This is a genomic window from Porphyromonas vaginalis, assembly GCF_958301595.1.
Lineage (GTDB): Bacteria > Bacteroidota > Bacteroidia > Bacteroidales > Porphyromonadaceae > Porphyromonas > Porphyromonas vaginalis.
Genome location: NZ_CATQJU010000001.1, coordinates 854,465 through 878,150, shown reverse-complemented (window position 1 = coordinate 878,150; position 23,686 = coordinate 854,465). Strand labels below are relative to the sequence as shown.

21 protein-coding genes are annotated in these 23,686 nt (G+C 53.7%); 20 read left to right on the top strand and 1 reads right to left on the bottom strand.

What is annotated here, in order from left to right; all coding sequences use genetic code 11:
- Positions 1–102: 102 nt before the first annotated feature.
- Positions 103–984 carry a helix-turn-helix transcriptional regulator gene (locus Q2J34_RS03500; RefSeq protein WP_300969295.1) on the bottom strand — a complete coding sequence of 294 codons (882 nt, stop codon included), beginning with the start codon at positions 982–984 and terminating at the stop codon, positions 103–105.
- Positions 985–1,913: 929 nt separating this feature from the next.
- Here Q2J34_RS03500 and Q2J34_RS03495 point away from each other — a divergent pair.
- The 20 genes from Q2J34_RS03495 (at position 1,914) to Q2J34_RS03400 (ending at position 23,686) form a co-directional block, all read left to right on the top strand.
- Entirely contained in the window at positions 1,914–4,883 is a 2,970-nt protein-coding gene (locus Q2J34_RS03495) for a putative LPS assembly protein LptD (RefSeq protein WP_300969294.1), read from the top strand.
- A gap of 31 nt (positions 4,884–4,914) precedes the next feature.
- A complete protein-coding gene (locus Q2J34_RS03490; protein WP_300970147.1) occupies positions 4,915–5,634 on the top strand; it encodes a rhomboid family intramembrane serine protease in 720 nt (239 codons plus the stop codon).
- On the top strand, positions 5,606–6,409 hold the full coding sequence (locus Q2J34_RS03485) for a rhomboid family intramembrane serine protease (protein WP_300969293.1): 804 nt from the start codon (positions 5,606–5,608) through the stop codon (positions 6,407–6,409). Before Q2J34_RS03490 ends, Q2J34_RS03485 begins: the two co-directional genes overlap by 29 nt.
- A 17-nt stretch (positions 6,410–6,426) precedes the next feature.
- On the top strand, positions 6,427–7,605 hold the full coding sequence (locus Q2J34_RS03480) for an endonuclease/exonuclease/phosphatase family protein (RefSeq protein WP_298889370.1): 1,179 nt from the start codon (positions 6,427–6,429) through the stop codon (positions 7,603–7,605).
- A 239-nt stretch (positions 7,606–7,844) separates the two neighbouring features.
- Positions 7,845–8,849: a YitT family protein gene (locus tag Q2J34_RS03475; protein ID WP_300969292.1), complete on the top strand. Its 1,005-nt coding sequence runs from the start codon at positions 7,845–7,847 to the stop codon at positions 8,847–8,849.
- Positions 8,850–8,872: 23 nt separating this feature from the next.
- Entirely contained in the window at positions 8,873–9,946 is a 1,074-nt protein-coding gene (locus tag Q2J34_RS03470; RefSeq protein WP_300969291.1) for a porin, read from the top strand.
- A gap of 18 nt (positions 9,947–9,964) precedes the next feature.
- Positions 9,965–11,779: an arginine--tRNA ligase gene (gene argS / locus Q2J34_RS03465; protein ID WP_300969290.1), complete on the top strand. Its 1,815-nt coding sequence runs from the start codon at positions 9,965–9,967 to the stop codon at positions 11,777–11,779.
- A 30-nt stretch (positions 11,780–11,809) separates the two neighbouring features.
- Positions 11,810–12,940 (top strand): tRNA 2-thiouridine(34) synthase MnmA, encoded by a 1,131-nt coding sequence (mnmA, locus tag Q2J34_RS03460; protein ID WP_300969289.1) that lies wholly within the window; start codon positions 11,810–11,812, stop codon positions 12,938–12,940.
- A gap of 154 nt (positions 12,941–13,094) precedes the next feature.
- Complete coding sequence (locus Q2J34_RS03455; RefSeq protein WP_300968995.1) at positions 13,095–13,475, top strand: transposase; 381 nt, start codon at positions 13,095–13,097, stop codon at positions 13,473–13,475.
- Complete coding sequence (locus Q2J34_RS03450) at positions 13,472–14,527, top strand: IS3 family transposase (RefSeq protein ID WP_300969081.1); 1,056 nt, start codon at positions 13,472–13,474, stop codon at positions 14,525–14,527. The genes Q2J34_RS03455 and Q2J34_RS03450 overlap by 4 nt, the downstream gene beginning before the upstream one ends.
- 180 nt (positions 14,528–14,707) lie before the next feature.
- Positions 14,708–15,127: a helix-turn-helix domain-containing protein gene (locus Q2J34_RS03445; RefSeq protein WP_300969288.1), complete on the top strand. Its 420-nt coding sequence runs from the start codon at positions 14,708–14,710 to the stop codon at positions 15,125–15,127.
- A gap of 2 nt (positions 15,128–15,129) precedes the next feature.
- Positions 15,130–15,768: a DDE-type integrase/transposase/recombinase gene (locus tag Q2J34_RS03440; RefSeq protein ID WP_300969287.1), complete on the top strand. Its 639-nt coding sequence runs from the start codon at positions 15,130–15,132 to the stop codon at positions 15,766–15,768.
- 1 nt (position 15,769) lies between these two features.
- Positions 15,770–16,096 carry an integrase core domain-containing protein gene (locus Q2J34_RS03435; RefSeq protein WP_300969286.1) on the top strand — a complete coding sequence of 109 codons (327 nt, stop codon included), beginning with the start codon at positions 15,770–15,772 and terminating at the stop codon, positions 16,094–16,096.
- A gap of 689 nt (positions 16,097–16,785) precedes the next feature.
- Complete coding sequence (locus tag Q2J34_RS03430) at positions 16,786–17,328, top strand: phosphoribosyltransferase (protein ID WP_300969285.1); 543 nt, start codon at positions 16,786–16,788, stop codon at positions 17,326–17,328.
- A gap of 62 nt (positions 17,329–17,390) precedes the next feature.
- A complete protein-coding gene (locus tag Q2J34_RS03425; protein WP_300969284.1) occupies positions 17,391–17,978 on the top strand; it encodes an adenylate kinase in 588 nt (195 codons plus the stop codon).
- 4 nt (positions 17,979–17,982) lie between these two features.
- The gene (gene obgE, locus Q2J34_RS03420) at positions 17,983–19,122 is read left to right on the top strand and encodes a GTPase ObgE (protein WP_299369589.1); all 1,140 of its coding nucleotides are present in this window, start codon (positions 17,983–17,985) and stop codon (positions 19,120–19,122) included.
- Positions 19,123–19,185: 63 nt separating this feature from the next.
- On the top strand, positions 19,186–19,923 hold the full coding sequence (locus tag Q2J34_RS03415; RefSeq protein ID WP_300969283.1) for a 6-phosphogluconolactonase: 738 nt from the start codon (positions 19,186–19,188) through the stop codon (positions 19,921–19,923).
- Positions 19,924–19,931: 8 nt separating this feature from the next.
- Complete coding sequence (hflX, locus tag Q2J34_RS03410) at positions 19,932–21,167, top strand: GTPase HflX (RefSeq protein WP_293964661.1); 1,236 nt, start codon at positions 19,932–19,934, stop codon at positions 21,165–21,167.
- Positions 21,154–22,128 carry a lysophospholipid acyltransferase family protein gene (locus Q2J34_RS03405; protein WP_300969282.1) on the top strand — a complete coding sequence of 325 codons (975 nt, stop codon included), beginning with the start codon at positions 21,154–21,156 and terminating at the stop codon, positions 22,126–22,128. The genes hflX and Q2J34_RS03405 overlap by 14 nt, the downstream gene beginning before the upstream one ends.
- A 7-nt stretch (positions 22,129–22,135) precedes the next feature.
- Positions 22,136–23,686, top strand: coding sequence for a polymerase (locus Q2J34_RS03400; protein ID WP_300969281.1), 1,551 nt, complete (start codon positions 22,136–22,138; stop codon positions 23,684–23,686).

Genomic DNA, 23,686 nt, shown 5'->3' with positions numbered 1-23,686 from the left:
CAAAAAAAATCTTCGGAAGTTTCATTTGGCTCCTCCGAAGTTTTATTTCTTCCCTACGAGGGAAACGCAATTTGATCGGACAGTGTAGCGATTAGCGTGTCTCTACTCTTTGTGAGCCGCCTGCAGTAACTCTTCAGAGGTGACTCCATTTTTGAGTGCCTTACGCAGGGCTGTAGGCGAGTAGCCGTAGTTTTGGGAGCAGTAGCGTGAGAAGCTCGATGGCGAGCCAAAAGATAGTCTAGCAGCAATCTCTCCGATGGTCAGATCATAGTCCTGGATGAGGAATAGGATCTGCTTATTGCTCTGCGTGCGAATCCACTGCTCAGGGGACTCCCCAAATTCCTCCCTAAACTGCTTGTAAAATGTCGATGTAGCCATATAGACTCGCTCCGCAAGGTCAGCGACTCGAATATTGCACGTGAAGGCATTGATCACATCATTGTGAAACTTCGACACCCCTAGCACGGGAGAAAAGAAAGCAGCCAGCTCCTCACGGCTATAGTAGGCCCGTAGATTCCAAAAGAGCTCCTTGACCTTGAGTTCATGCAGATAGGCACAAAGGGCCTTGTCTTCAAGGTAGACCTTCAGTGTAGCGAGCATAGAGGGTATAGCTCCCCGCACCTCTAGAGGATCAGGATTGTATGTGACCGTCTCCTTGAGCTCCTTGAGCTGCTGCAGAGTGATCTTGTCACAGAGGAAGTCTAGAATGTCAAAGTAAGCACTCAGCAACATGCAGTCACGACTCAAGGCTGCATGTACAGAGGAGCCGCGAGGGATAAACTTCATTTGCCCCACATGTAGCTCACACAGATCGTCTCCACTAGCTAGACGCGCGGAGCCTTGTATGCAGAAGAGGACAGAGTGGTACTCAGTCTCACCTTGATATAGTTGCAGCTCAGAGCCATCGACCAGTATCCAGCCAGTATTGGCTTGTGTGGCATAGTGATGGCAAGAGAGATGTTCAGGCGGATCGAATAGAGCCATAAGAATCTTCTTAAGGTTAATGAATCAGTAGGAACTTGCCAGCTAGCCGTCTCTCGAAGGACTATCATAAATCCAGCGACTTAAGATAGCTCCACGTATCTAGCTACAAGCCCTCTCACGTGACCCCTCCGTCAAGGGGGTGTTTACTCAGAAGGGGCCTCACTCGCTCGGGAGAAAAAAGTCCTAAGAAAGTACATCGGTACGCCCTTTCTAATTCAAAAGTAGTAAAAACTTCTGTAACTACAAAATAAAGATCGCTGGGCTGACGTATTACAATCGCTCTATCAGGAGCTACAGACAAGGACAATCGAGGCATAGATGAGCGCATTATAATAATGTGTCACCCCTAGCTGGGAAAAATCGGCGCCGACTCGCTACGATTATTTAGAACAGGTTACATATCGATACGGGGCTGTGTCGAGGAAAACTGATTTCCACGTGGATATTTCGAAATCTCCACGTGGAGAATAAAAAATTCTTCGGAGGAATGAAATGAAACTTCGGAAGAATCAAATGAAACTTCGGAAGAAATGATTCGCCCCCACGTGGGGAAGAAAAAATATCCACGTGGAGATTTGAGATTTTCCACGTGGATATTCGAGAAAGGAGGGAATCGGACGAATTTCCCTGTAAAGATATGTTATTAGAGATTAGAGGTTAGAAGTTAGAGATTAGAGATCCGATCACTCTGATAGCTCCGATGGTTCCGATAGCTAACAGCCAATAGCTAACAGCCAATCCATGGGTGACACATTATATAGTGAACTCATCCAAGCCTCGCTTGTCGCTCATGTGTTGCTCCTGAAAAGGCGGTTATAATGCGTCAGACGTGTGGTAGGCGGTGAGCGGTATGCCGTTGCACGTCACTATTTAGTACCTTTGCCAGCGGTTGATGTATCATCACAAGCCAGCTCGCGTTATTATAGCACATGTCTAGCTCTGTCATAGTCCCTCGCTCGCTCTTGCGACTGCTCCTCCTGCTCTGCGTAGGCGTGGCGGTCGTGTCGTGTGCGACGCAGGTGCGACGTACTGAGTCGCCCGTAGCTACACCATCACCGACGGAGCAGCTAGACACGGTCGTGGCAGATCTATCGGCAGATACAACCCGCTTGCTGGACACACTACCCACTTCCCCTGCGATAGACTCCGTAGCAACGACCGTCGACAGCCTCGCCATCAAGGCGGATACGACGCTGATGCCCACGGCTGCAGATACGTTAGCTAGTAACGCTGAGACGCCTGTCGCAGAGAGCGACTCGGTCGAGCTCTTTAAGCTAGAGGCGCCTGTGACCTTCTCTGCAGAGGATTCGCTCGTCATGACGGGCGATAATATGATGTACTTCTTCGGTCCGAGCGAGGTCAAGTATCAGACGATGAGCATCGAGGCAAACTACCTCAAGATCGTCGCCGATAGCTCTGAGGTCTATGCGCAGTATGTCCTGGATAGTCTAGGCCAGCCGACCGCTAAGCCAAAGTTTGCCGATGGGGATCAGAAGTTTGAGAGTACGACAATGAAGTACAACTTCAAGACAGGTCAAGGCTTCATCACAGACGTGACAACCCAGCAGGGCGAGGGCTATCTGACGGCTACGCAGACGAAGCGACTCAAGGACAATACGATGTACCTCAAGGATGGTCGCTACACCACTTGCGACCAGCACGATCATCCGCACTTTTACATCAACCTGACTCGTGCCAAGGCTAAGCCTGAGGACAAGATTGTCACGGGGCCTGTCTACCTGGTTATGGCGGACGTGCCGCTCTACTTCATCGGGTTGCCGTTTGCCTTCTTCCCCTTCAATGAGAAGCAGACCTCTGGTATCATCATGCCGAGCTACGGTATCGACCAGTCACGAGGGCTGTATCTGACGCATGGTGGCCTTTATCTCAATCTGAACGACTACTGGGACCTGACGCTCACGGGCGATGTCTACACCAACGGCTCCTGGGCTGTCAATGCGTCGTCAAACTATCGCAAGCGCTATAAATACAATGGTAGCGTGCAGGCGGGATACATATCGACGGTGCAGGGAGACAAAGACATCCCCTCGACCTACAGCCGCTCACAGGATATATCGCTCAGATGGACTCACTCGCAAGACCCCAAAGCGGATCCGCTACGCAATTTCTCAGCGTCGGTCAACTTCTCGACCAGTAGCTACAACCACAACGCTACCCAAGCGGTCTACAACCATCAGCGACGCGCTGAGAATACTAAGGGCTCTAGCATTAGCTACCGCCGGAGCTTTGCGAGCATACCGCTCTCGCTGACGGGTGCCTTCAACATTGATCAGCGCTCGCGCGACTCGACCATCAGTGTGACCCTGCCGAACCTCTCGCTCTCGCTCTCGACGATCTACCCCTTCAAGCGAAAGAACCGCGTCGGCAAGGAGCGTTGGTACGAGAAGATCTCCCTCAGCTACAACGGCTCGCTACGTAACAGCATCACTACCAAGGAGAATCTGATCCTCAAGAGCAATCTGGTCAAGGACTGGCGCAATGGTATGCAGCACTCGATACCTATCTCCGCCTCCTTCGACCTCTTTAACTATATCAAGATCTCTCCTTCGATCAGCTATACGGCCTACTGGTACACCTCGCGCGTGGAGAAGCAGTGGGACGAGGCGCAGCAGCGCATCGTCGATGCAGACACTACTTACGGCTTCTATCACTTGAACAACTTCAGTGCGTCGCTCTCGATGAGTACGACGCTCTACGGCTTTTACAAGCCGTGGCAGAAGCTCTTTGGCGATCGTGTGCAGATGATCCGGCATCGTCTGACGCCCTCTATATCACTATCGTATGCTCCGGACTTTGGCGATCCTTTCTGGGGCTACTATCGTGAGATAGACTATGTCGATACGCTGGGGCAGGCACACAACTTCATCTATACGCCTTACGAGCGAGGCATCTTCGGCTACCCAGGGCGAGGCAAGATGGGGGCGATCAACTTCTCCTTTGACAACAACGTGGAGATGAAGTGGCGCTTGCCGAGTGACTCGACAGCCGTCGAGGAGCAGTTTAAGAAGATCTCGCTCATCGATCAGTTTGGTCTCCGCTTCTCCTATAATATGGCTGCGGACTCCTTCCGCTGGAGCAACCTCAGCACCAACATTGCGATAAGGCTTACGAAGACTTTCGTGCTGCGTCTCTCCGCCTCTTTTGATCCTTACGAATGGGACTACTACACCGACCCACAGGGCAATGTGAGACCCTATCGTGTGGACAAGTTGCGCCTGCTCAATGGACACGGTATCGGCGCTTTCCTAGGCACGGGTACGAGCTTCAACTACACCTTTACACCGCAGACCTTCAAGAAGATCGGCAACTGGATCGATGGACTCTTTAATAAGAAAAAGAAATCGGCTGCCACTGACGATGAGACTGCTAAGTCGCCTGCGGATGACCCGACGGCAATGGGCGGTAGACCAGGCGCCGACGGGATGGGTCTCGACGGGTCTCCAGGTGGTGGACCGCGCAGTAGTTACGGCCAAACGGACAATTGGGACGATGACGGCTACTTGAAGTTTGACGTGCCGTGGAGCTTCTCTTTCAACTATAGTGTCAATGTGGTACAAGACAGAGAGAAGTTCAATACACACCGCCGGGAGTTTGACTACAAGTTTACGCAAAACCTCTCCTTCCGCGGACAGCTACAGCCTACGCCAAACTGGAACTTCTCCTTTGACGCCAACTACAACTTCGACCTGAAGAAGCTGACTGGTATGACCATCAATATCACGCGAGACCTGCACTGCTGGTCTCTGACGGCGAGTGTCATCCCGCTCGGTGCCTACAAGTCGTACAACGTCGTGATCGGTGTCAATGCCTCTCTACTCCGTGACCTCAAGTGGGAGCAGCACAGCCTGCCTACCTATGGTGGCAGTAGCTGGTACTAACTCCCTACACAACGATCAGAACACAACGCCTATGCACTCATTCGATACATCACCTCGGATACAGATTCCGCCCGTGACACTCAACCTACTCATCATCAACACAATCTGCTACATTGCTCAGCAAGTACTGCCCCGAGTGGGCATTGATCTGACGGGACTCCTCGGGCTGCACTATGTGACGGCTCAGGACTTTCACATCTGGCAGCCACTGACCTATATGTTCCTTCACGGGAGCTTCACGCACCTCTTCTTCAATATGTTTGCGCTCTTTATGTTTGGCACGACCATCGAGCGCACTTGGGGTGCTAAGCGGTACCTGCTCTTCTACCTGGTCTGCGGACTGACCGCAGCGCTCTCGCAGGAGCTCGTCTGGGGCTTGACGACCGTTCGAGAGGTGGCGGGCTATGAGGTGATCGCCTTCCCCGATGGCACCCGCATGGCTACGAGGTTCTTTATCAATCAGCTCCTGACGATAGGTGCTTCGGGAGCTGTCTTTGGGCTCCTCCTCGCCTTCGGCTGGCTCTACCCCAATGCAGCGATCTATCTCTTCTTCATCCCCATACCAATCAGAGCTAAGTACTTTGTCATCGGCTACGGAGTGATCGAGCTCCTTCTCGGCGTGGCAAATCTACAGAGCGACGTGGCACACTTTGCCCATCTGGGGGGCATGCTAGGTGGTCTGCTACTCATACTGTTGTGGCGCAAGCAAGGCAAGCTGTACAATGCGTTTGGCGAGTCGTATAGATCCTAATCGGCAAGTTCTGTGGGGCATCACGCTCCTGCTGGTAGCCTTCTGGCTGGCGGACTTTATCGTTCGTCAGCTACCTGCACCGCTACCCACGCAGTGGACGCGCAGTGTCGTGGATCAGCTCTACCTCTCCTGCTCGCCTGATGCTCTGTGGCGTCGCCCCTGGACGATCGTCACCTACACGCTCCTGCACAATAGTGGTCTGCACCTCCTGCTCAATCTGCTCTTGCTGTGGCTCTTTGGCGAGATGCTGCTGCGCCTCAGCGGATGGCGGCAGTTCGTCTGGAGCTATCTCGGGGGAGCTATCGTAGGTGGAGGCGCCTTCGTGCTTTTCACCACATTGCTACGTAGCAGTGGGGTGCTCCTACTGGGGCTACCGCTCGTGGGTGCCTCCGCATCGGTCATAGCACTCGTAGGCTATATGATCGGCTCAGCTCCTCGCGAAGAGATGCCCTTACCCTTGATCGGATCGCTCCGTGTGTGGCAAGTAGGGCTCTTCGTCTTCCTCCTCCTACTCCTCGCCTATGGCGGGTACAACGTAGGCGGGCTGATCGCTCACCTCGCTGGCATCCTGTGGGGCTGTGGCTTAGGGCTATACCAGCGTCGGCGACAGCGCACTGCACGGCAGCAAGAGACCCTACAAGATGCTCAGGCAGCTCGTTACCGCCAGCTTCTAGACAAGGTGCAGCAGTCTGGCTACCAGAGCCTATCTGACGAAGAGCGTGAGCAGCTCATCGAGCACAACAATCAGTGGCTTGACCAGTCAGACCAGAACTAATCATGCAATCTCAACCTATGGATAGCACCACGAAACCTCCAGTAGCTCCTAGCCCAAAGAGCCAGGAGAGCCAGCAGCCCGCCAAGAGACGTACCCTCTGGGGTATGATCCGTGGCTTCTGGCACACCTTCGTCTCCTTTGGTAATTTGCTCCTCTTGCTGCTCTTCGCGGGCGCCTTGCTGAGTCGCTACATTTCGCCGACGACCATTATCCTCTCGGCTTATCTGGGATTGCTTTTTCCTCTGCTCTTTGCGCTGGTCGTACTGCAGGCGATCTATTGGTTTATCATCCGCGCTTGGAGTCGCGCCGCGATCAATACGGTGATGCTCCTCATCTCCCTCCCCACGCTCCTGCTGTACGCCCCTCTACGACTACGCCAGACGCCTCCGATCGATCGGGAGAACTGGATCAAAGTGGTGAGTCTCAACGCCAACGCCTTCCAGTTTGCCAAGCTAGGCCCACACGACTACCACCCCACCACGGAGTATCTCGCCGAGAGCGATGCCGACATCATCTGCCTGCAAGAGGCATGGCTCAGCTCAAACAAGTCGAAGTACATGTCTGAGCGGAGATTGCAGCGCATCCTCAAGGCGTACCCCTACTACAGCTCAGCCTATGCGGTCAAGGATCACGGCAGCCGCCTCATCGTACTCTCCAAGTATCCCATCCTATCGACACGCCCCATAGATCTGCACTCCGACTTCAACGGGGGGGCCGTTTTCACGATCCTTGTTGGGGAGAAAAAGCTCGTACTGTACAACCTACACCTAGAGTCCTTTGGCTTTACAAAAGAAGAGCAGGCACACTACTTCCAGCTAGCGCAGGAAGTCAACCCCAAAGGCTTCACCCAAGCCCTCGGCGTACGCTTCTCACCAGCCTTCAAGCGTCGTGCTAAGCAGGTCGAGCAGATCTATCAGGATGTCAACTATCAGGAGTCACCCTACGTGCTGATCTGTGGCGACTTTAACGACACGCCGATCTCCTACACGCATCATCGCCTCTCGACGGGACTGCACGATGCGATCGCCACGACAGGGCGAGGGACCAACTACAGCTACTACTTTAAGTCGCTCATCGGCGTACGGATCGATCACATGCTCTACAGCGACCAGATCGAGGCACGAGCCGCTTACGTAGACCGCACGGCAGAGATCTCCGACCACAAGCCGATCATCTGCTACTTCAAGCTCAAGTAGTCCGTCCATGTCGCAACTCGCCCCCGAGGAGACGAGTAACGGTTTGCGGCACCTAGGTCGACATCCACGCGAAGATCAATCATTAGCCTAGCTAGCACCCTCTATCAGCTCTGAAGAAGTCCGATTTAGCTGGTGGGTATGTGCTATTTTGTATCTTTGCACTCAGATACCTATCGGAGAGCGTCGCCTAGAGCGTAGTAGCCTCGCGATGGACCTCTCACTACAGTAATACGCTTCTAATGAAATACAAGCTCCCCAGGAAGGATGAACTTCGTGCCCGCCTAGCAGCTCTGCCTGCTCAGGCCGCTGACCTACTCACTAGTCGTAAGTTTTGGTACGAACTGGTCTTGATGACCGTTGCCATGTTTATCGGTGCCATGGCGGTACACTACTTCCTCGCACCTAGTGGTCTGATCGTCGGCTCGGTGACGGGACTAGGCATCGTACTGGAGCGACTGCTACCAGTGATGTCGCTGGGGTCCTATATGTTTCTCATCAATGCGATCTTGCTACTGCTCTCCTTCATCCTGATCGGCAACGAGTTTGGTGCTAAGACTTGCTACACGGCACTGATCTTAGGGCCGTTTGTCGACTTGATGGGGTGGATCGATCCTGTCAGTGGGTCGATGTTTGCTCAGGAGGTGCATGGCCAGATGGTGGCTAATCCAGGGTTTGACTTGGTCTGCTTCATCTTGGTGATGAGTGCGGCGCAGGCGATCCTCTTTAGCATCAACGCTTCTACGGGAGGACTAGATATCTTGGCCAAGATCTTCAATAAGTTCCTCCATGTGCCACTAGGTGTGTCGGTAACGATCGCTGGAGGTCTGATCTGCTGCTCCGCCTTCCTGACCAGTCCTACGGGCTTGGTGATCATGGGTCTGGTGGGTACTTGGCTCAATGGCTTGATCCTCGACTACTTTATGACCCGCATGAGCTCGCGGACACGTGTTTACGTCATCTCCAAGGATTGGGAGCATATCCGTGACTATGTGATCCACACGCTCAATCGTGGCGTGACGATCCACCCCGTGACGGGTGGCTACTCGGGCGAGGAGCACAAGCAGCTGGAGTGCATCTTGACGAGAGATGAGTTTGGCAAGCTACTAGATCATCTGCGTGCCGAGCGTATGGATCCCTTTATCACCTCAGACCCAGTCAGCGAGGTGTACGGACTATGGCGTAAGAAGAGCCAGCTTGAGGAGCTTCCAGTCGAGACGGATACGCCTGATGAGAGCACCTTTTAGTATTAACCGATTCAGCTAGAACTATGTCACCTCTTACGAAGTCGCTTGCGGCTATCATACTCCTACTATCACTCTCGCTCGGCTCGCTGATGGCGCAGGAGCCTACACCCGATGCTGAGCTAGAGGCACCGCATGACAAGAAGGTATCGCTCTCGCTAGAGGCGCGCGGGGACTATCAGCGCATTTATCTAGGCAGCCAAGCGGACAAAGCGGGTTCAGGCTTTAAGGGCAATATCGCCAACGTCATACTCAGTGGCACGCTCTCGCCAAAGTTTAGCTACCTCTACCGACAGCGGCTTAGCTCGATCAATCTGGACCGCACCTTCTTCGAGTCTATCGACTTCCTCTACCTACAGTACAACCCGATCGAGCAGCTCAGTGTCAAACTCGGCAAGTGGATCGTCTTCGTCGGTGGGTGGGAGTTTGAGCCAGCACCGATAGATGTCTTCCAGCTGGGAGAGTTTTGCTATCACATGCCCGCCTATCAGTGGGGCGCTACCGTGAGCTACACATTGCCCAATGGGCAGGACAACCTCCATGCGCAGGTGATCCAGAGTCCTTATCGCAAAGACTACGAGGCGAGGAGCGGACAGCCAGCCGACATGTATGCCTACAACCTCATCTGGACGGCGCACCACGACTGGTTTGTACCGATGTGGAGTGTCAACTTTATGGAGTATGCGCCTGGACGCTTTATGAACTATGTCTCGCTGGGCAACCGATTTCAGCTGACCCGTCGCACATTCATCGATCTAGACTTGATGCACCGTGCGCCACTAGACGGGGATGGCAAGAAGCTCTTTGCCGACTACTCTATCTACGGTCAGCTAGCTTTCCACCCGACGAACCAGACGAAGCTCTACCTCAAGGGAAGCTACGATCAGAATACGAGTGGCTTTCACGCAGACTACGGGGTCACCGATGGCACGCAGATAGCTTGTCTCGGTGGCGGTGTCGAGTACTCACCCATCCCCGAGGTGCGTCTGCATGCACATGCTAACTACGCCTTTGGCACCAACACGAACCCGCAGGCCGTGCTGCATGATCAGCGCACGCAGATCAACGTGGGGGTCACCTGGCGCATGAAAGTACTCTAACACCTTATACGATATACTATGAGCCTTTACAGACAGCTTAGCGAGGCAATCGCCTCGACACTACATACCCTTTACGGTCTCAACACGACCGCTGATGAGATCACGCTGACCGCCACGCGCCCTGAGTTTGAGGGGCATGTGACGCTCGTCGTCTTCCCCTACCTCAAAGCTTCGCACAAGTCTCCCCAAGAGACTGCCGAGACGATCGGTGCCAAGCTCCAGGAGCAGACAGACCTCATAGCGTCCTATGGTGTGGTCAAGGGCTTTCTCAATCTCACACTGACCGACACGGCGTGGCTTTCAGCCCTACGAGAGATTGCCGAGACTCCACACTATGGTCACATCACGCCGACAGAGCAGTCGCCACTCGTGATGATCGAGTACTCCTCACCAAACACCAACAAGCCACTCCACCTGGGGCACGTGCGCAACAACCTACTCGGCTACAGTCTCGCTCAGATCCTGGAGGCGAGCGGTCATCGTGTGGTCAAGACAAACATCGTCAACGACCGCGGCGTGCATATCTGCAAGTCCATGTTGGCATGGCTACGCTGGGGCAATGGCGAGACGCCTGAGTCTTCAGGCAAAAAGGGCGACCACCTCATCGGGGACTACTACGTGCGCTTTGACAAGGAGTATCGTGCCGAGCTAGCGCAGATACGTGCTGCGCATCCTGACTGGAGCGACGAGGAGGTAGAGGCTAAGTCGCAGCTCATGGCTGATGCGCGACAGATGCTCCGTCAGTGGGAGCAGGGCGACCCTGAGGTGCGTGCGCTATGGCGCAAGATGAATGAGTGGGTCTACAAAGGCTTTGACGAGACTTACAAGCGTATGGGTGTCTCCTTTGACAAGATCTACTACGAGAGCGACACTTACCTCGTAGGCCGCGAAGAGGTCTTGCGCGGTCTGAAGGAAGGGCTCTTCGAGCAGCATGAGGATGGCTCCGTATGGGCCAACTTTGAGGCGGAGGGACTAGACAAGAAGATCCTCCTACGCAGTGACGGCACCTCGGTCTACATCACCCAAGACATCGGCACCGCCAAGCTCCGCTATCAAGACTTCCCGATAGACCAGATGGTTTACGTCGTGGGCAACGAGCAGGAGTACCACTTTCAGGTGCTATCGCTACTCTTAGACCGCTTGGGATATAAGTGGGGCAAGAGCTTGACGCACTTTAGCTACGGTATGGTCGAGCTACCTAATGGCAAGATGAAGAGTCGCGAGGGTACGGTGGTCGATGCGGACGATCTGATGGACGCTATGCGCGACACCGCCCTAGAGGTGGCACGGACAGCCCAGCAAGCTAAGGGTGCAGAGCTAGCTACCGAGCCGACAGCCGGAGAACTACGCACCGCCGAGATGGTCGGTCTAGGCGCGCTCAAGTACTTTATCCTCAAGGTGGACCCAAGGAAGAATATGATGTTCAACCCCGAGGAGTCTATCGACTTCAACGGCAACACGGGTCCTTTCATTCAGTACACCTACGCACGCATCTGCTCGCTCCTGCAGAAGGCTGACGAGATGGGCTACAAGCACCAGCTCCCCGAGGGTGGCGCGTTAGCACTCTCATCGTACGAGACGGCACTCGTCCAGCAGCTACTCGACTATCCGACAGTCGTCCAGGAGGCAGCCGAGAGCTATTCGCCAGCCCGCATTGCCAACTATACCTACGACTTGGTCAAGGGGTATAACCAGTTCTACCACGAGTGCTCTGTGCTGCGTGAGGAGGACGAAGCGCTACGTAGCATGCGTCTGCAGCTCAGCAAGACCGTTGCCGAGACGATCCATAGTGCTATGGGGCTCCTCGGCATCGAGTTGCCCGAGCGTATGTAGTTCGCTTTGAGAGCTTGACTCTTGAGGTGTATGGAGACCACTCTCTACACAGCACTGCCACGGGATAATCGCATCGCTCTGCTCGCCTCGGGAGGCGTGGATAGTAGCGTGGCGATGCATCTGCTCGTCGAGGCGGGCTTTCGCCCAGATCTTTACTATATACGTATCGGCATGCAGGACGAGGATGGCGGCTACCTCGACTGTCCTGCTGAGGAAGACATCGAGCTGGTGACGCTCTTGGCTCGTCGCTACGACCTGCACCTAGAGATCATCGACCTGCACCAAGTCTATTGGGATCGTGTGGTCTCCTATACGATGGATGCTGTCAAGCGGGGGCTCACGCCCAATCCCGATGTGATGTGCAATAAGTTGATCAAGTTCGGAGCTTTTGAAGAGCGTTGTGGTGCCGAGTACGACTACATTGCCACGGGCCACTACGCTACGATACGAAAGACGGCAGAGGGCTTGACCTTCCTCGGCACCTCTCCCGACCCGGTGAAGGATCAGACCGACTTCTTGGCGCAGATCGGCTTTCGACAGATGGAGCGTCTTCTCTTCCCTATCGGTCATTTGCCCAAAGAGGAAGTGCGTCGCATTGCCCTCGAGGCGCATCTTGTCAATGCACAGCGCAAGGACAGCCAAGGCATCTGCTTCCTAGGACAGATCAACTACAACGACTTCATCGAGCGCTACTTAGGCACTCAGACGGGCGACATCATAGACCATGAGACCGGCGAGAAGATCGGTGAGCATCGTGGCTACTGGTTTCACACCATCGGGCAGCGCAAAGGGCTGGGGCTCTCAGGCGGTCCGTGGTATGTCGTGGCGAAAGATGTGGATCACAACGTCCTCTACGCCTCACGAGGCTACGACCCCAAGACGCAGTACGGCACGATCATCGAGACCGAAGATATGCACTGGCTCACGGTCGATCCGTGGCTCTGGACGGAGACCCCATCAGATCGTCCGCTGGAGGTCACCTTCAAGATTCGTCACACGCCCGACTTCACCGCGGGTCGCCTCGAGCGACTCCCCTCGGGGGGCTATCAGCTGGTCAGCAGCGTGCCGATACAGGGTATCGCCGCTGGGCAGTTTGCCACCATCTACGATCCTCAGCGTCAGCTCTGCTGGGGCAGCGCACCGATCCGCTCGGGTCGCTAGTCGTCGCATTCGAACTTCGTCAGCCCTAGATTTCTGAGATTTTCGTCTCTTGTCGCTTTACATATCTTTACGGGGAAATTCGTCCGATTCTCTCCTTTCTCGAATATGTCCTCTCCTGAAATAGTACACAGTTGGGAAGCCAACCCCAACAACTATGAAAGAAGAAAAAAGTAACCGAGGACGAAAGGGATATCCCCTAGATTTCAAGTGGAGAGTCATTGATGACCTCCTAGCCACTGGCGAGAGCATCGCCACGACCAGCCAGCGCTACGGCATTACCACACGCACCATTCGAAATTGGTTGCGTACCTTTGGAGTAGAGTTACCCAACCAAAGCAGCAGTAGCACTATGAGCAAGACAAACAAGAACAAAGACGTAGATCCAGAGTACGCAGAACTCAAGCGCGAAAACGCTCGCCTCAAAGCAGCCCTCTTCCAGGCTGAGAGCAAGGCATTAGTCAACAAGACACTACTCGAAGTGGTCTTGAATCGCTACCACATTGATCTAAAAAAAAAGACCGATTTGCAGCCGTGAGACAGCTTGAACACGCCAAAGTGAGAGATCAAAAGCTCTCCATAACCTACCTTTGTCAGCTACTAGAAGTCAGCCGCAAAGGCTACTACAAGCACACCTTCACCGAGCAAGACGAAGATGTCAAAGTAGCCTCCGTCCTACACTATTGCCAGTATGTGCGAAGTAAGCTCCACAGGGCAGGCGTAGACACCCTTCAGCAGTGTGCCAACGAATACTTCGAAGGAACCTTCCAAGTAGGTCGCGACTGGCTGTACAAAGTCTTAGGAGCCAACGATATGCTGCTGAGAAGTCGCAAGCGCAAGCGTCCACCCCAGACGACCAAAGGCGTGGTCAATCACGGCTTCCAAGATCACCTGAACACCACCCCTAAATACATTGCCACTGACCATTGCCGGCTCACCGTCTCAGACATAACCTACGTCAAATGTTTAGGGGGCTTCGCATATCTCTCCCTGACGATGGACGCTTATAGCCGCATCATCACCGGCTTTGACCTGCAGCCCACGCTCTCCACAGAGGGCCCCTACAACGCACTAAGACAGACCGTTGACTTCTACCAGAAGCATGGCTTTGACCTCAAAGGGCTCATCTTCCATAGCGACCGAGGCTGTCAATATGTCTCCAAGCAGATGACCGACTACGAGGCCAGCCTAGGCATCGTAACCAGTGTCACCCAGACAGGCAACCCTCTCCACAACGCTATGGCAGAGCGACTTAACGGGATCATCAAGAACGACTGGCTCTACAACTTCGAGGATAAGCCCATAGATCAAGTTCGAGAGATCCTCTCGCAAACGATTGCTCTCTATAACACAGCGCGTCCTCATCGAGCCATCAACAAGAAGACTCCGATGCAGATGCTCATACCAGATTACCCCAACCCTATAACCACACAACCCTCTAAGAAACAGACATCTAAGAACAATTCACCAAAAGCTCCGAGCCTCAAATCTCCGAGCTCATGCCGCTTAACTCCACACAAAGACCTATCTTTGTGTACCTCCGCAGTAAAAACGACCACAAGTCGTGTACCCCAGCAAGAGCAAAACTAACAAATGAGTACACTCACAGGACTAACAAAAATGACCCGAGTACCATCTCAGTAATACCTTCCCAACTGTGTACTTTTTTCAGGAAGAGGACAATATCCACGTGGGGAATCTCAAATCTCCACGTGGATATTTTTTATTTTGTCTTACCCTGAAAAAAGTTGACTCGTAAGTAATATAACTATGAGTACAATGAAACAGACAAAAGACACGAAGTCGAAGCCCACGAAGGGATCAACAAATCGCCCAACCAAGGGACATGCCACAACGGCCGAACGGCTTGAGGCACTCAAGCGCTACTACGTAAATGGCTATTCAATCAAGATTCTAGCGAGCCAGTATCAGGTAACATCATGTACGATTCGCAATTGGATTCGTATCTTTGAGCAAGAAAACCCTGAAGTGGCTAAAGCTATGAACAAAAAGAGAATACCCCCACGATGCACCCCCTCTGAGGAACTCAGCAAGGACGACTATGTCGCTCTGAAAGCACGTATCATGGAGCTCGAAAAAGCTCTTGACCAAGCCTGCTTAGAGCGAGATGTCTTCAAGACCTGCTTGGAGGTGTACAGCATCAATGAGCAAAAAAAAAATGGCCACTAGTTGTGACAGCCGTGAAAGATCAATATGAACATCCAATCAAGCAGGTCTGCAAGGCACTGAACAAGAGTCCACAAGCCTATTACAAGTACCTCAAGTCCGACACGCCCTTGAGAGAATCTGAGCTTGAGTTTATAGTGATAAGCTATATTGTGGAAGCACGTAAAAGCAATCCAGGTATTGGAGGCGTATCGCTTTGGATGCAGTATTGCAGGGAGTGGGGAGCCCGCTATCCCGTTGGCAGAGATAAGTTTGTGAGCTACATACGCAAGCACAAGCTCTACGTCCGCATACCGAGGCGCTACAAAGCTCCCCGCACCACGGACTCCAACCACGACCAGCCCACCTACCCCAACCTCGTTCGGGACCTTATCCCCGATGGTCCAAATCAGGTGTGGAGCAGCGACATCACCTACATCCCCTTGGAGCGAGGGGACAACAGGGTTGAGTTCTGCTTCTTATCCCTGATTTTGGATAACTATACGAAGGAGATTGTGGGCTATAGTCTAGGGGACAGTCTCGCCTCAGAATATCCCTGCGAGGCACTAAAGCAAGCCCTCAAGCGGATCCCCCAAAAAGGACGCTTCCGATCTCATCCACCACTCCGACAGAGGCACTCAATATGCCAGTCGGCAGTACACTAAGATGCTCAATAAAAGAGGAATACAAATCAGCATGACGGAGTCAGGAGACCCCAAAGAGAACTCCCAGTCAGAGCGGGTGAACAGCACCATTAAGAATGAATTCTTAAAGGGCAAAGTGTTCCGTAACATTGATGAGGCAAATCGCGCAATCAGCAAAGCTATAGAGACTTACAACACCATTCGCCCCCATATGAGCATCGACTATATGACCCCACAAGAAGCTAGGGAATGTACGGGTCCCCTGAAGAAACGATGGCGCAGCTATCGTGAAGACGCAATTCAGAAAGCTCGAAAAGACAAAGAGTCAAAGGAGCTAGTAACCAACTAAATAGAACTTATTTCAGCAAAGAGAGAAGAGACTGGATTTTTCATTTTCAATCGGAACACAAAGAGCGGCAATGCACCTGACACACCAAACGCCCTCCGCTCTGCTACAGGCATTTGGCTTAGTCAGTTGCATTACCGACGGGGTGTTTATCCGATTTGAATAAGAAAAAAAAAACAAGCCCGGGGTATACCACGAAAAACTACCCCAAACTACCAGAGTCAACTAAAATCAGTATCTTTGAAAAGTCGAGACAACTCATTCTAGTTTGACGACGAAAACGAGGTCAACCGACATCCGTTTCAGCAAAAAAATAAGTCAACCATTTTCAGGGAACGACATTTTCCACGTGGGCGTGATTCATTTCTTCCGAAGTTTCATTTCATTCCTCCGAAGTTTCATTTCATTCCTCCGAGGAATTTTTTCTTTTCCACGTGGGCATTTCGAAATATCCACGTGGAAATCAGTTTTCTCCGACACTATACCGTATCGAAATGTAGTCGGCTGTAAATTGTTGTAACGAACCAACGTCGAATTTCTCTCGCTAGAATTGATGCATTTGATAGTTGAGTCTACAGCCTCTCGAAGGGGGGAGGTTGGTGCATCTCCTATTTTTGTACCTTTGTGCTACTCACTACAATAAAAAAGAAGCGGCCTCCGCTATGAGAGACCGCTAGCTTGTTATTTTCACTATGACTGATCAGGAGATTATAGTACACGACAAGACCTTTGTACCATACATCAAGGGAGAGCAGCTGCGTGCAGCCTCACGGCGACTAGCGGAGCAGATACGCCAAGACACGGAGGGACGTGATCCACTCTTCGTCTGCATTATGAACGGCTCCTTCATGTTTGCCGCAGAGCTACTGCAGGCGATCAATACCACTGCGGAGGTGGCCTTCGCACGCTACTCGAGCTACTCTGGCATGGGGAGCACTTACCAGCTTAAGGAGGTGATGCCCGTGACGGCACCTCTAGCGGGTCGTATGGTCATCATCATAGAGGATCTGATCGACACGGGCTTTACGATGATGAAGCTCAAGGAGAAGTTTCTTGCCGACGGTGCAGCTGAGGTACGCATAGCCACTATGCTACTCAAGCCCGAGGCGCTCCAGTGTCCTATCCATGCCGACTATGTGGGGATGGAGATCCACAACAGTTTCATCGTTGGGCACGGCCTCGACTACAATGAGCAGGGGCGTATGCTCGATGATATCTACATACTTAAAGAGTAATCATACAGGAATAATCATACGGTCCACAGAGACCATCTAAACCAACTTCTATCTAAAAAGCAATGATCCACGTAATAATCTTCGGCGCACCAGGTGCTGGCAAGGGTACACAGAGCCAATTCATCGAGCAGCATTACCACCTAGAGCATATCTCTACGGGCGACCTACTCCGACAGGAGATAGCTCGCCAGTCTCCTCTAGGCAAGCGCGTACAGAGTATCATTTCCCAGGGGCATCTAGTAGATGACGATACGATTATCGACCTTATAGCCAATGAGCTGCACCACCTACCCAAGGGTATCGAGGGTGTTATCTTCGATGGCTTCCCCCGTACGGTAGCTCAAGCGGAGGCACTCGATGCGCTCCTAGAGAAAGATCAGACGAGCGTGGATTGCTTGATCGAGCTCAAGGTCCCCGAAGAGGAGCTACGGACACGCCTACTCAATCGTGCTAAGATCGAGGGACGTGCCGACGATACGCCTGAGGTGATCGCTGACCGCATACGCGTCTACAGTGAGCGCACACTCCCGATCGTGGACTACTACCACCGCAAGGGGGTACACTACGAGGTGCCTGGCGCCGGCTCCATAGAGGAGATCACGGAGGCTATCTTCGTATCGATAGACAAGAGCTTACAGCACAACAAGTAAATCAATGGCAGGTGAGAGCAACTTTGTAGACTACGTCAAGATCTATCTTCGCTCGGGCAAGGGCGGTAGAGGATCGGCACACTTTCGTCGTGAGAAGTACATCCCAAAGGGTGGTCCCGACGGAGGTGACGGTGGTCGTGGCGGTAGCATTTATATAGAGGCCAACCAAAACTACTGGACGCTCCTACACCTGCGCTACAATCGTCATATCATCGCCGAGAGTGGCGAGGCGGGCGGTGCTAAGCTACAGACGGGTGCTGATGCGCCTGATATTGTGATCGAGGTGCCTTGCGGGACGAGCGTGCATGACGCCACGACGGGAGAGTTTATACTAGATGTGTCGCAGCATGGTGAGCGGCACCTCCTCCTCCCAGGCGGTCGTGGAGGCAAGGGTAATAACTTCTTCAAGACCTCGACAAATCAAGCACCCCGCTACGCACAGCCTGGCGAACCAAGTCAGGAGCGTCTCGTGGTATTGCAGCTCAAGACGCTGGCCGACGTGGGGCTGGTCGGGCTACCCAATGCGGGTAAGTCAACGCTCCTAGCAGCACTCTCAGCCGCGAAGCCTAAAATTGCGGACTACCCCTTCACCACGCTACAACCGAACCTAGGGATGGTCTCCTATCGTGACAACCGCTCTTTCGTCATGGCGGACATCCCCGGCATCATCGAGGGTGCCGCCGAGGGTAAGGGACTAGGGCTTCGCTTCCTCAGACACATCGAGCGCAACTCGATCCTGCTCTTTATGGTGCCTATCGACAGTCCCGACATCATTGCCGAGTATCGGATGCTATGTCGTGAGCTGGAGGAGTACAATCCAGGACTGATCGACAAGCGACACATCCTAGCGATCACCAAGATAGACATGGCAGACAGCGAGCTTATCGACCTCGTCTCGGAGACGCTACCCGAGGATGTACCGACGATCTTTATCTCTGCCGTGGCACAGCGAGGACTGACTGAGCTGAAGGATCTGATATGGCGAGAGATCAACGCTCCCTCACTGCATGACCCGAACGAGATCCTGCGCCAACCGCTCAACGACCGCACGACACAAGAGGACGATGATCCAGACAACCCGCTACCTAAGCTAAAGGTGGAGGAGGATCACGACCTCATAGATGACATCATCTGGGAGGAGTAACTGCCTACTAAGGATGATGGTCACAACACTTTATCTTATCACTACTAACCTAGCATATATCCTATGAACTATCATCAATACAGTACCCCTGAGCTAGTCACGACGCAGCTCGCACAGTTTATCGCTGAGGCCGTTGAGGCGACCGAAGGCGACTTTCATCTAGCCCTCTCACTAGAGGAGCATGCGGAGGTCTTGGCAAAGGCACTCACCTCAGAGCCTTGGCGCAGCCGTATCGACTGGCAGCGGGTACACTTCTACCTCCTTCACGAGCAGCTGGGCGGAGCTGATCTAGCGCATCGCACGCTACTGCAGCGGCTGCTCTTTGATCCGCTACAGATCCCTGCGGAGCATATCCACGCTGTGGAGGAGGCTGCACAAGAGCCCGCACAGGCTGCGACAGCTCTGCAGCAGCATGTAGCAGAGCGTGTGAGCCACCTAGGGGGGCGTCCACAGTTTGACCTAGCCCTCCTCGAGATGGGCGTAGATGGTCATCTCGCTGGGGTCTATCCCGACCAGGTGGAGCTGTATATCTCAGACGACGTCTTTGCGCCCAACGAGATGACCTCCGAGCAGGGTGAGCAGCGTCAGCTGGTTACCGTGACGCTTGAGGCGCTCGAAGAGTCTAAGCGACTGGTCTTCCTCGCACTGGGACAGGACGTGCGCCACGCTGTGGGACACATTATCAATCTGCTCCCCGAGGCGAAGGCTTATCCCGCCAACTTCCTTGCGGCAAAGATCCCCTGGGTACATCTTTTTGCCGATGATCAGGCGATGCGTGAGAAGTCGTACGCGATCTATTAGTCCTCTGTATGAAAGAGTTTATCAAGACTTCTCAATCGAGTGAGCGCACGATCCTCGTGGGGCTCATCACTCCCGACGTGTCGGAGACGCAGGCGGAGGAGTATCTTGATGAGCTGGCCTTTCTCTCAGAGACTGCGGGTGCAGAGCCTGTGGCGCGCTTCTTACAGCGTCTTGACACGCCAAATCCCGCCACCTTTGTGGGCAAAGGCAAGCTCGACGAGATCGCCGAGTATGTCTCTGCCCACGAGGTGGGGCTGGCCATCTTTGACGATGAGCTAGCACCCAATCAGCTACGCAACATAGAGCGTCAGCTAGGCATACGCATCCTCGACCGCACCTCGCTCATCCTCGACATCTTTGCCACGCGAGCACAGACGGCACACGCCAAGACGCAGGTAGAGATGGCGCAGTACCAGTACATGCTACCACGTCTGACCCGACTATGGACGCACCTCGAGCGACAGCGTGGTGGTAACATCGGGCTACGTGGCCCAGGTGAGACGCAGCTAGAGACCGACCGACGGATCATCCTGCGCAAGATCTCACAGCTCAAGGAGCAGCTCAAGAAGATCGACAAGCAGAAGAGCGTACAGCGACAGAACCGTGGCAAGATGGTGCGTGTCGCCCTCGTCGGCTATACCAATGTGGGTAAGTCTACGCTGATGAATGTCCTCGCTAAGAGCGACATTTTTGCCGAAAACAAGCTCTTTGCGACGCTCGACACGACCGTTCGCAAGGTCGTTTTGGGCAACCTCCCCTTCCTCCTAGCCGACACGGTGGGCTTCATACGCAAGCTCCCGACACAGCTGGTAGAGTCGTTCAAGAGTACCCTCGACGAGGTACGCGAGTCAGACCTCATCCTGCACGTTGTGGACATCTCCCACCCGGAGTTCGAAGATCAGATAGCGGTAGTCACCGAGACACTCCGAGAGATCGATGCTCTGGGTGACAAACCGCAGATACTCGTCTTCAACAAGATCGATGCTTACCAGCATATCCCCAAAGATCCTGACGATCTGACACCCGCGACCAAGCTCAACCGCACACGCGAGGAGCTAGAGAAGAGCTGGATGGCGCGCATGGGCAACGACTGCACCTTTATCTCGGCACGTACAGGCGAGGGTATGGACGAGCTGCGACGGCTCCTCTACGAGCGTGTCAAGGAGATCCACATACAGCGCTATCCTTACAACGACTTCCTCTACCAGGACTATAGCGATCTGATGGACGATGGCGCAGAGTAACCAGCTCACACGATGGCAGCGACTACGGCTTCGGCTGATGCGCTCTACATTGCGGGGCTTGGCACGCTTGCCCCGCTCTTTCGTTGATCGCGTACTAGTCCCTACCCTCGACTGGCTGCTCTATCATCTCGTTAAGTACCGCCGTCAGGTGGTAGAGGAAAACATTCGCCTCACCCTCACACACCTCTCGCCTGCTGAGCAAAAGGAGGTCGGCAGACGCTTCTACCGTCATCTTGCGGAGCTCATGCTTCACGAGGCGCACTACGCTTACGGCTCAGACGAGCAGGTGCGCCAGCTCTTTCGTCTCGAGCAGACGGAGCTACTGGATCAGCTCTACGAAGCGGGACATAGACAGCTCTTCGTCCTCTTGGGGCACATTGGTCCCTGGGAGCTGATGGGCTCCTCGGCACTACACCTAGACCAGAGTCGCTATCAGCTGCATGTCATCTACAAGCGACTGCACAACCCTATCGCCGATCAGCTCACCCATGAGATGCGAGAGCAGCATTACGCCCAGTGCATTGAGATGATGCAGCTGGCTCGTACGATGGTGCGTCATCGCAGCGAACAGACCGATGAGCGTATGCAGATCTACTGCCTACTAGCCGACCAATCGCCGGACTACGAGCAGGTGCGCTATGCTACGTCGCTCTTCGGGCGCACCACCCCCTTTGTCACAGGGTGGAGTCATCTAGCCATCAAGTTGCAGATACCGATCCTCTTCTATGAGATACGTCATGACGACCAGGCTAAGCAATGGGTCGGCACCTTCAGGCTACTCTGTGAGCACCCGACCGACAAGCTACAGCATCAGCTCGTCGACGACTATGTGACACTGCTAGAGGAAAACATTCGCCTAGCACCCCACCGCTGGCTCTGGAGCCACAAGCGCTGGCGCTTTGACCCACACGACTTCCCGCAGATGGTCTACTCACCACGATGCGACGACTTATCATTATAGTACGCTGATGCCTTCACATACCGCCATCGCCAGAGAGCGCGCTCTCGCCAGTCGCCTAGCACGCTTTGCCTCTCGCTACTTCCTGCTGATCGTCGTAGCGGTAGCCCTTGTTGTCGCCCTCGTCGTTGCCCTCACGGGAGCTTATCCTCATCGCACGCCCGAGACGCTACTGGCTCGAGACATACTGACCTACCAGCCCCTACTGCTGACGGTCGCTGTGATCCTCTCCATGGGGGCGGTACTACTGCCGTGGCTTGAGGCAAAAGGGGTGACCCGTACTACTGGAGCAAAGCTCGACTACCGGCATCACTTCGTCCCCCTCCTCTGCTTTGGCTTAGGCTATGCCAATCTATTGCTCGGGGTGGTCGATAGCTACCTCGGACTGCAGACGCTTTTCCTCATTGGAATGATTGTGGACAACCGCTGGGAGGAGCGAGCGAACCTCTGTCGTTCACTCCGCCAGCGCATTGTCTTCCCCTTGGCTCTCACAGCTGCACTCTATATCCTCTATACAGCAGTCGTTGTCGTTGGCTGGTCTGCAAATAAAGAGATTGCGCTCGACTATTGGAGCCGCGAAGTCTGGCTACTCGCGATCCCCCTTTACTTCCTCATATATAGTGGTCCGTCGAAGTATCTTACGCAGAGCTTTTGGCAAGCGGTCCTGCGCATTGCATGGGTCTACTTGGTCGTCTTCCTCATCTTCTATTACAGCGTCCTGATCAGCTGTGGCACCAGTCCGCTCATCACGCTCACACTCAACAAAGGCTACCTCAACGAGGCGGGCTTCGTTACCGATAGCTCCCACATGCTGATGCCTTTTACCTTCACGCACTACACCTATCTAGGCGTTTACCTGCTGATCCCCGTCGTGATGAGTATCTGCAGTCGTGAGCACTCGCTACGCCTCCACGCCTACGCTGTGCTACTCGCCATCGTCCTCTACGGTTATGCCCTGCAAGCACGCTACCTGCTGCTCATGGCTGTCGCTGTCGGTGGGTATGCGCTCCTTTATCAGATCACAGTGCGGATAGAAGGAGCCAAGCATACGGGTCGCCTGGCTACTTACGTCATACTCTCCGGAGCTCTCCTCCTGACGCTCGTCTACACCACTTCGCCCTACCTGATGCATGGTTATTTCGACGGCACGGTACGCAACGATGCGCTACTGGTTAGTTATCAAGCAGTCCAAGAGGTACCCATACTGATCGGTGGTGGACTAGACTACGCCTACACGCTACTACAGACGCTACCCTTCGGGACTGCTGAAGAGCCACATCTCTTCCACTTTCATAATCAATATATGCAGACGCTCGTGCAGAGTGGTATCATCGGACTCTTGCTCTGGCTCTCGCTCCTCGGCTCCATGCTCTGGATAGCTCGTAAACGGCACCATAGTGCCCTCATCGTTGTGATCTCGCTCTGGATCATCCTCTGCAATGTAGACCTCGTGAGCTACATCCCCGAGTACCTCATCGGGATGCTCGTCCTCCTCTGTCTGGCACTCTCCTCAGATGTCTCTCTTGAGAAAAGCGTAAGGACAGTCCCTATATGTGAGTAA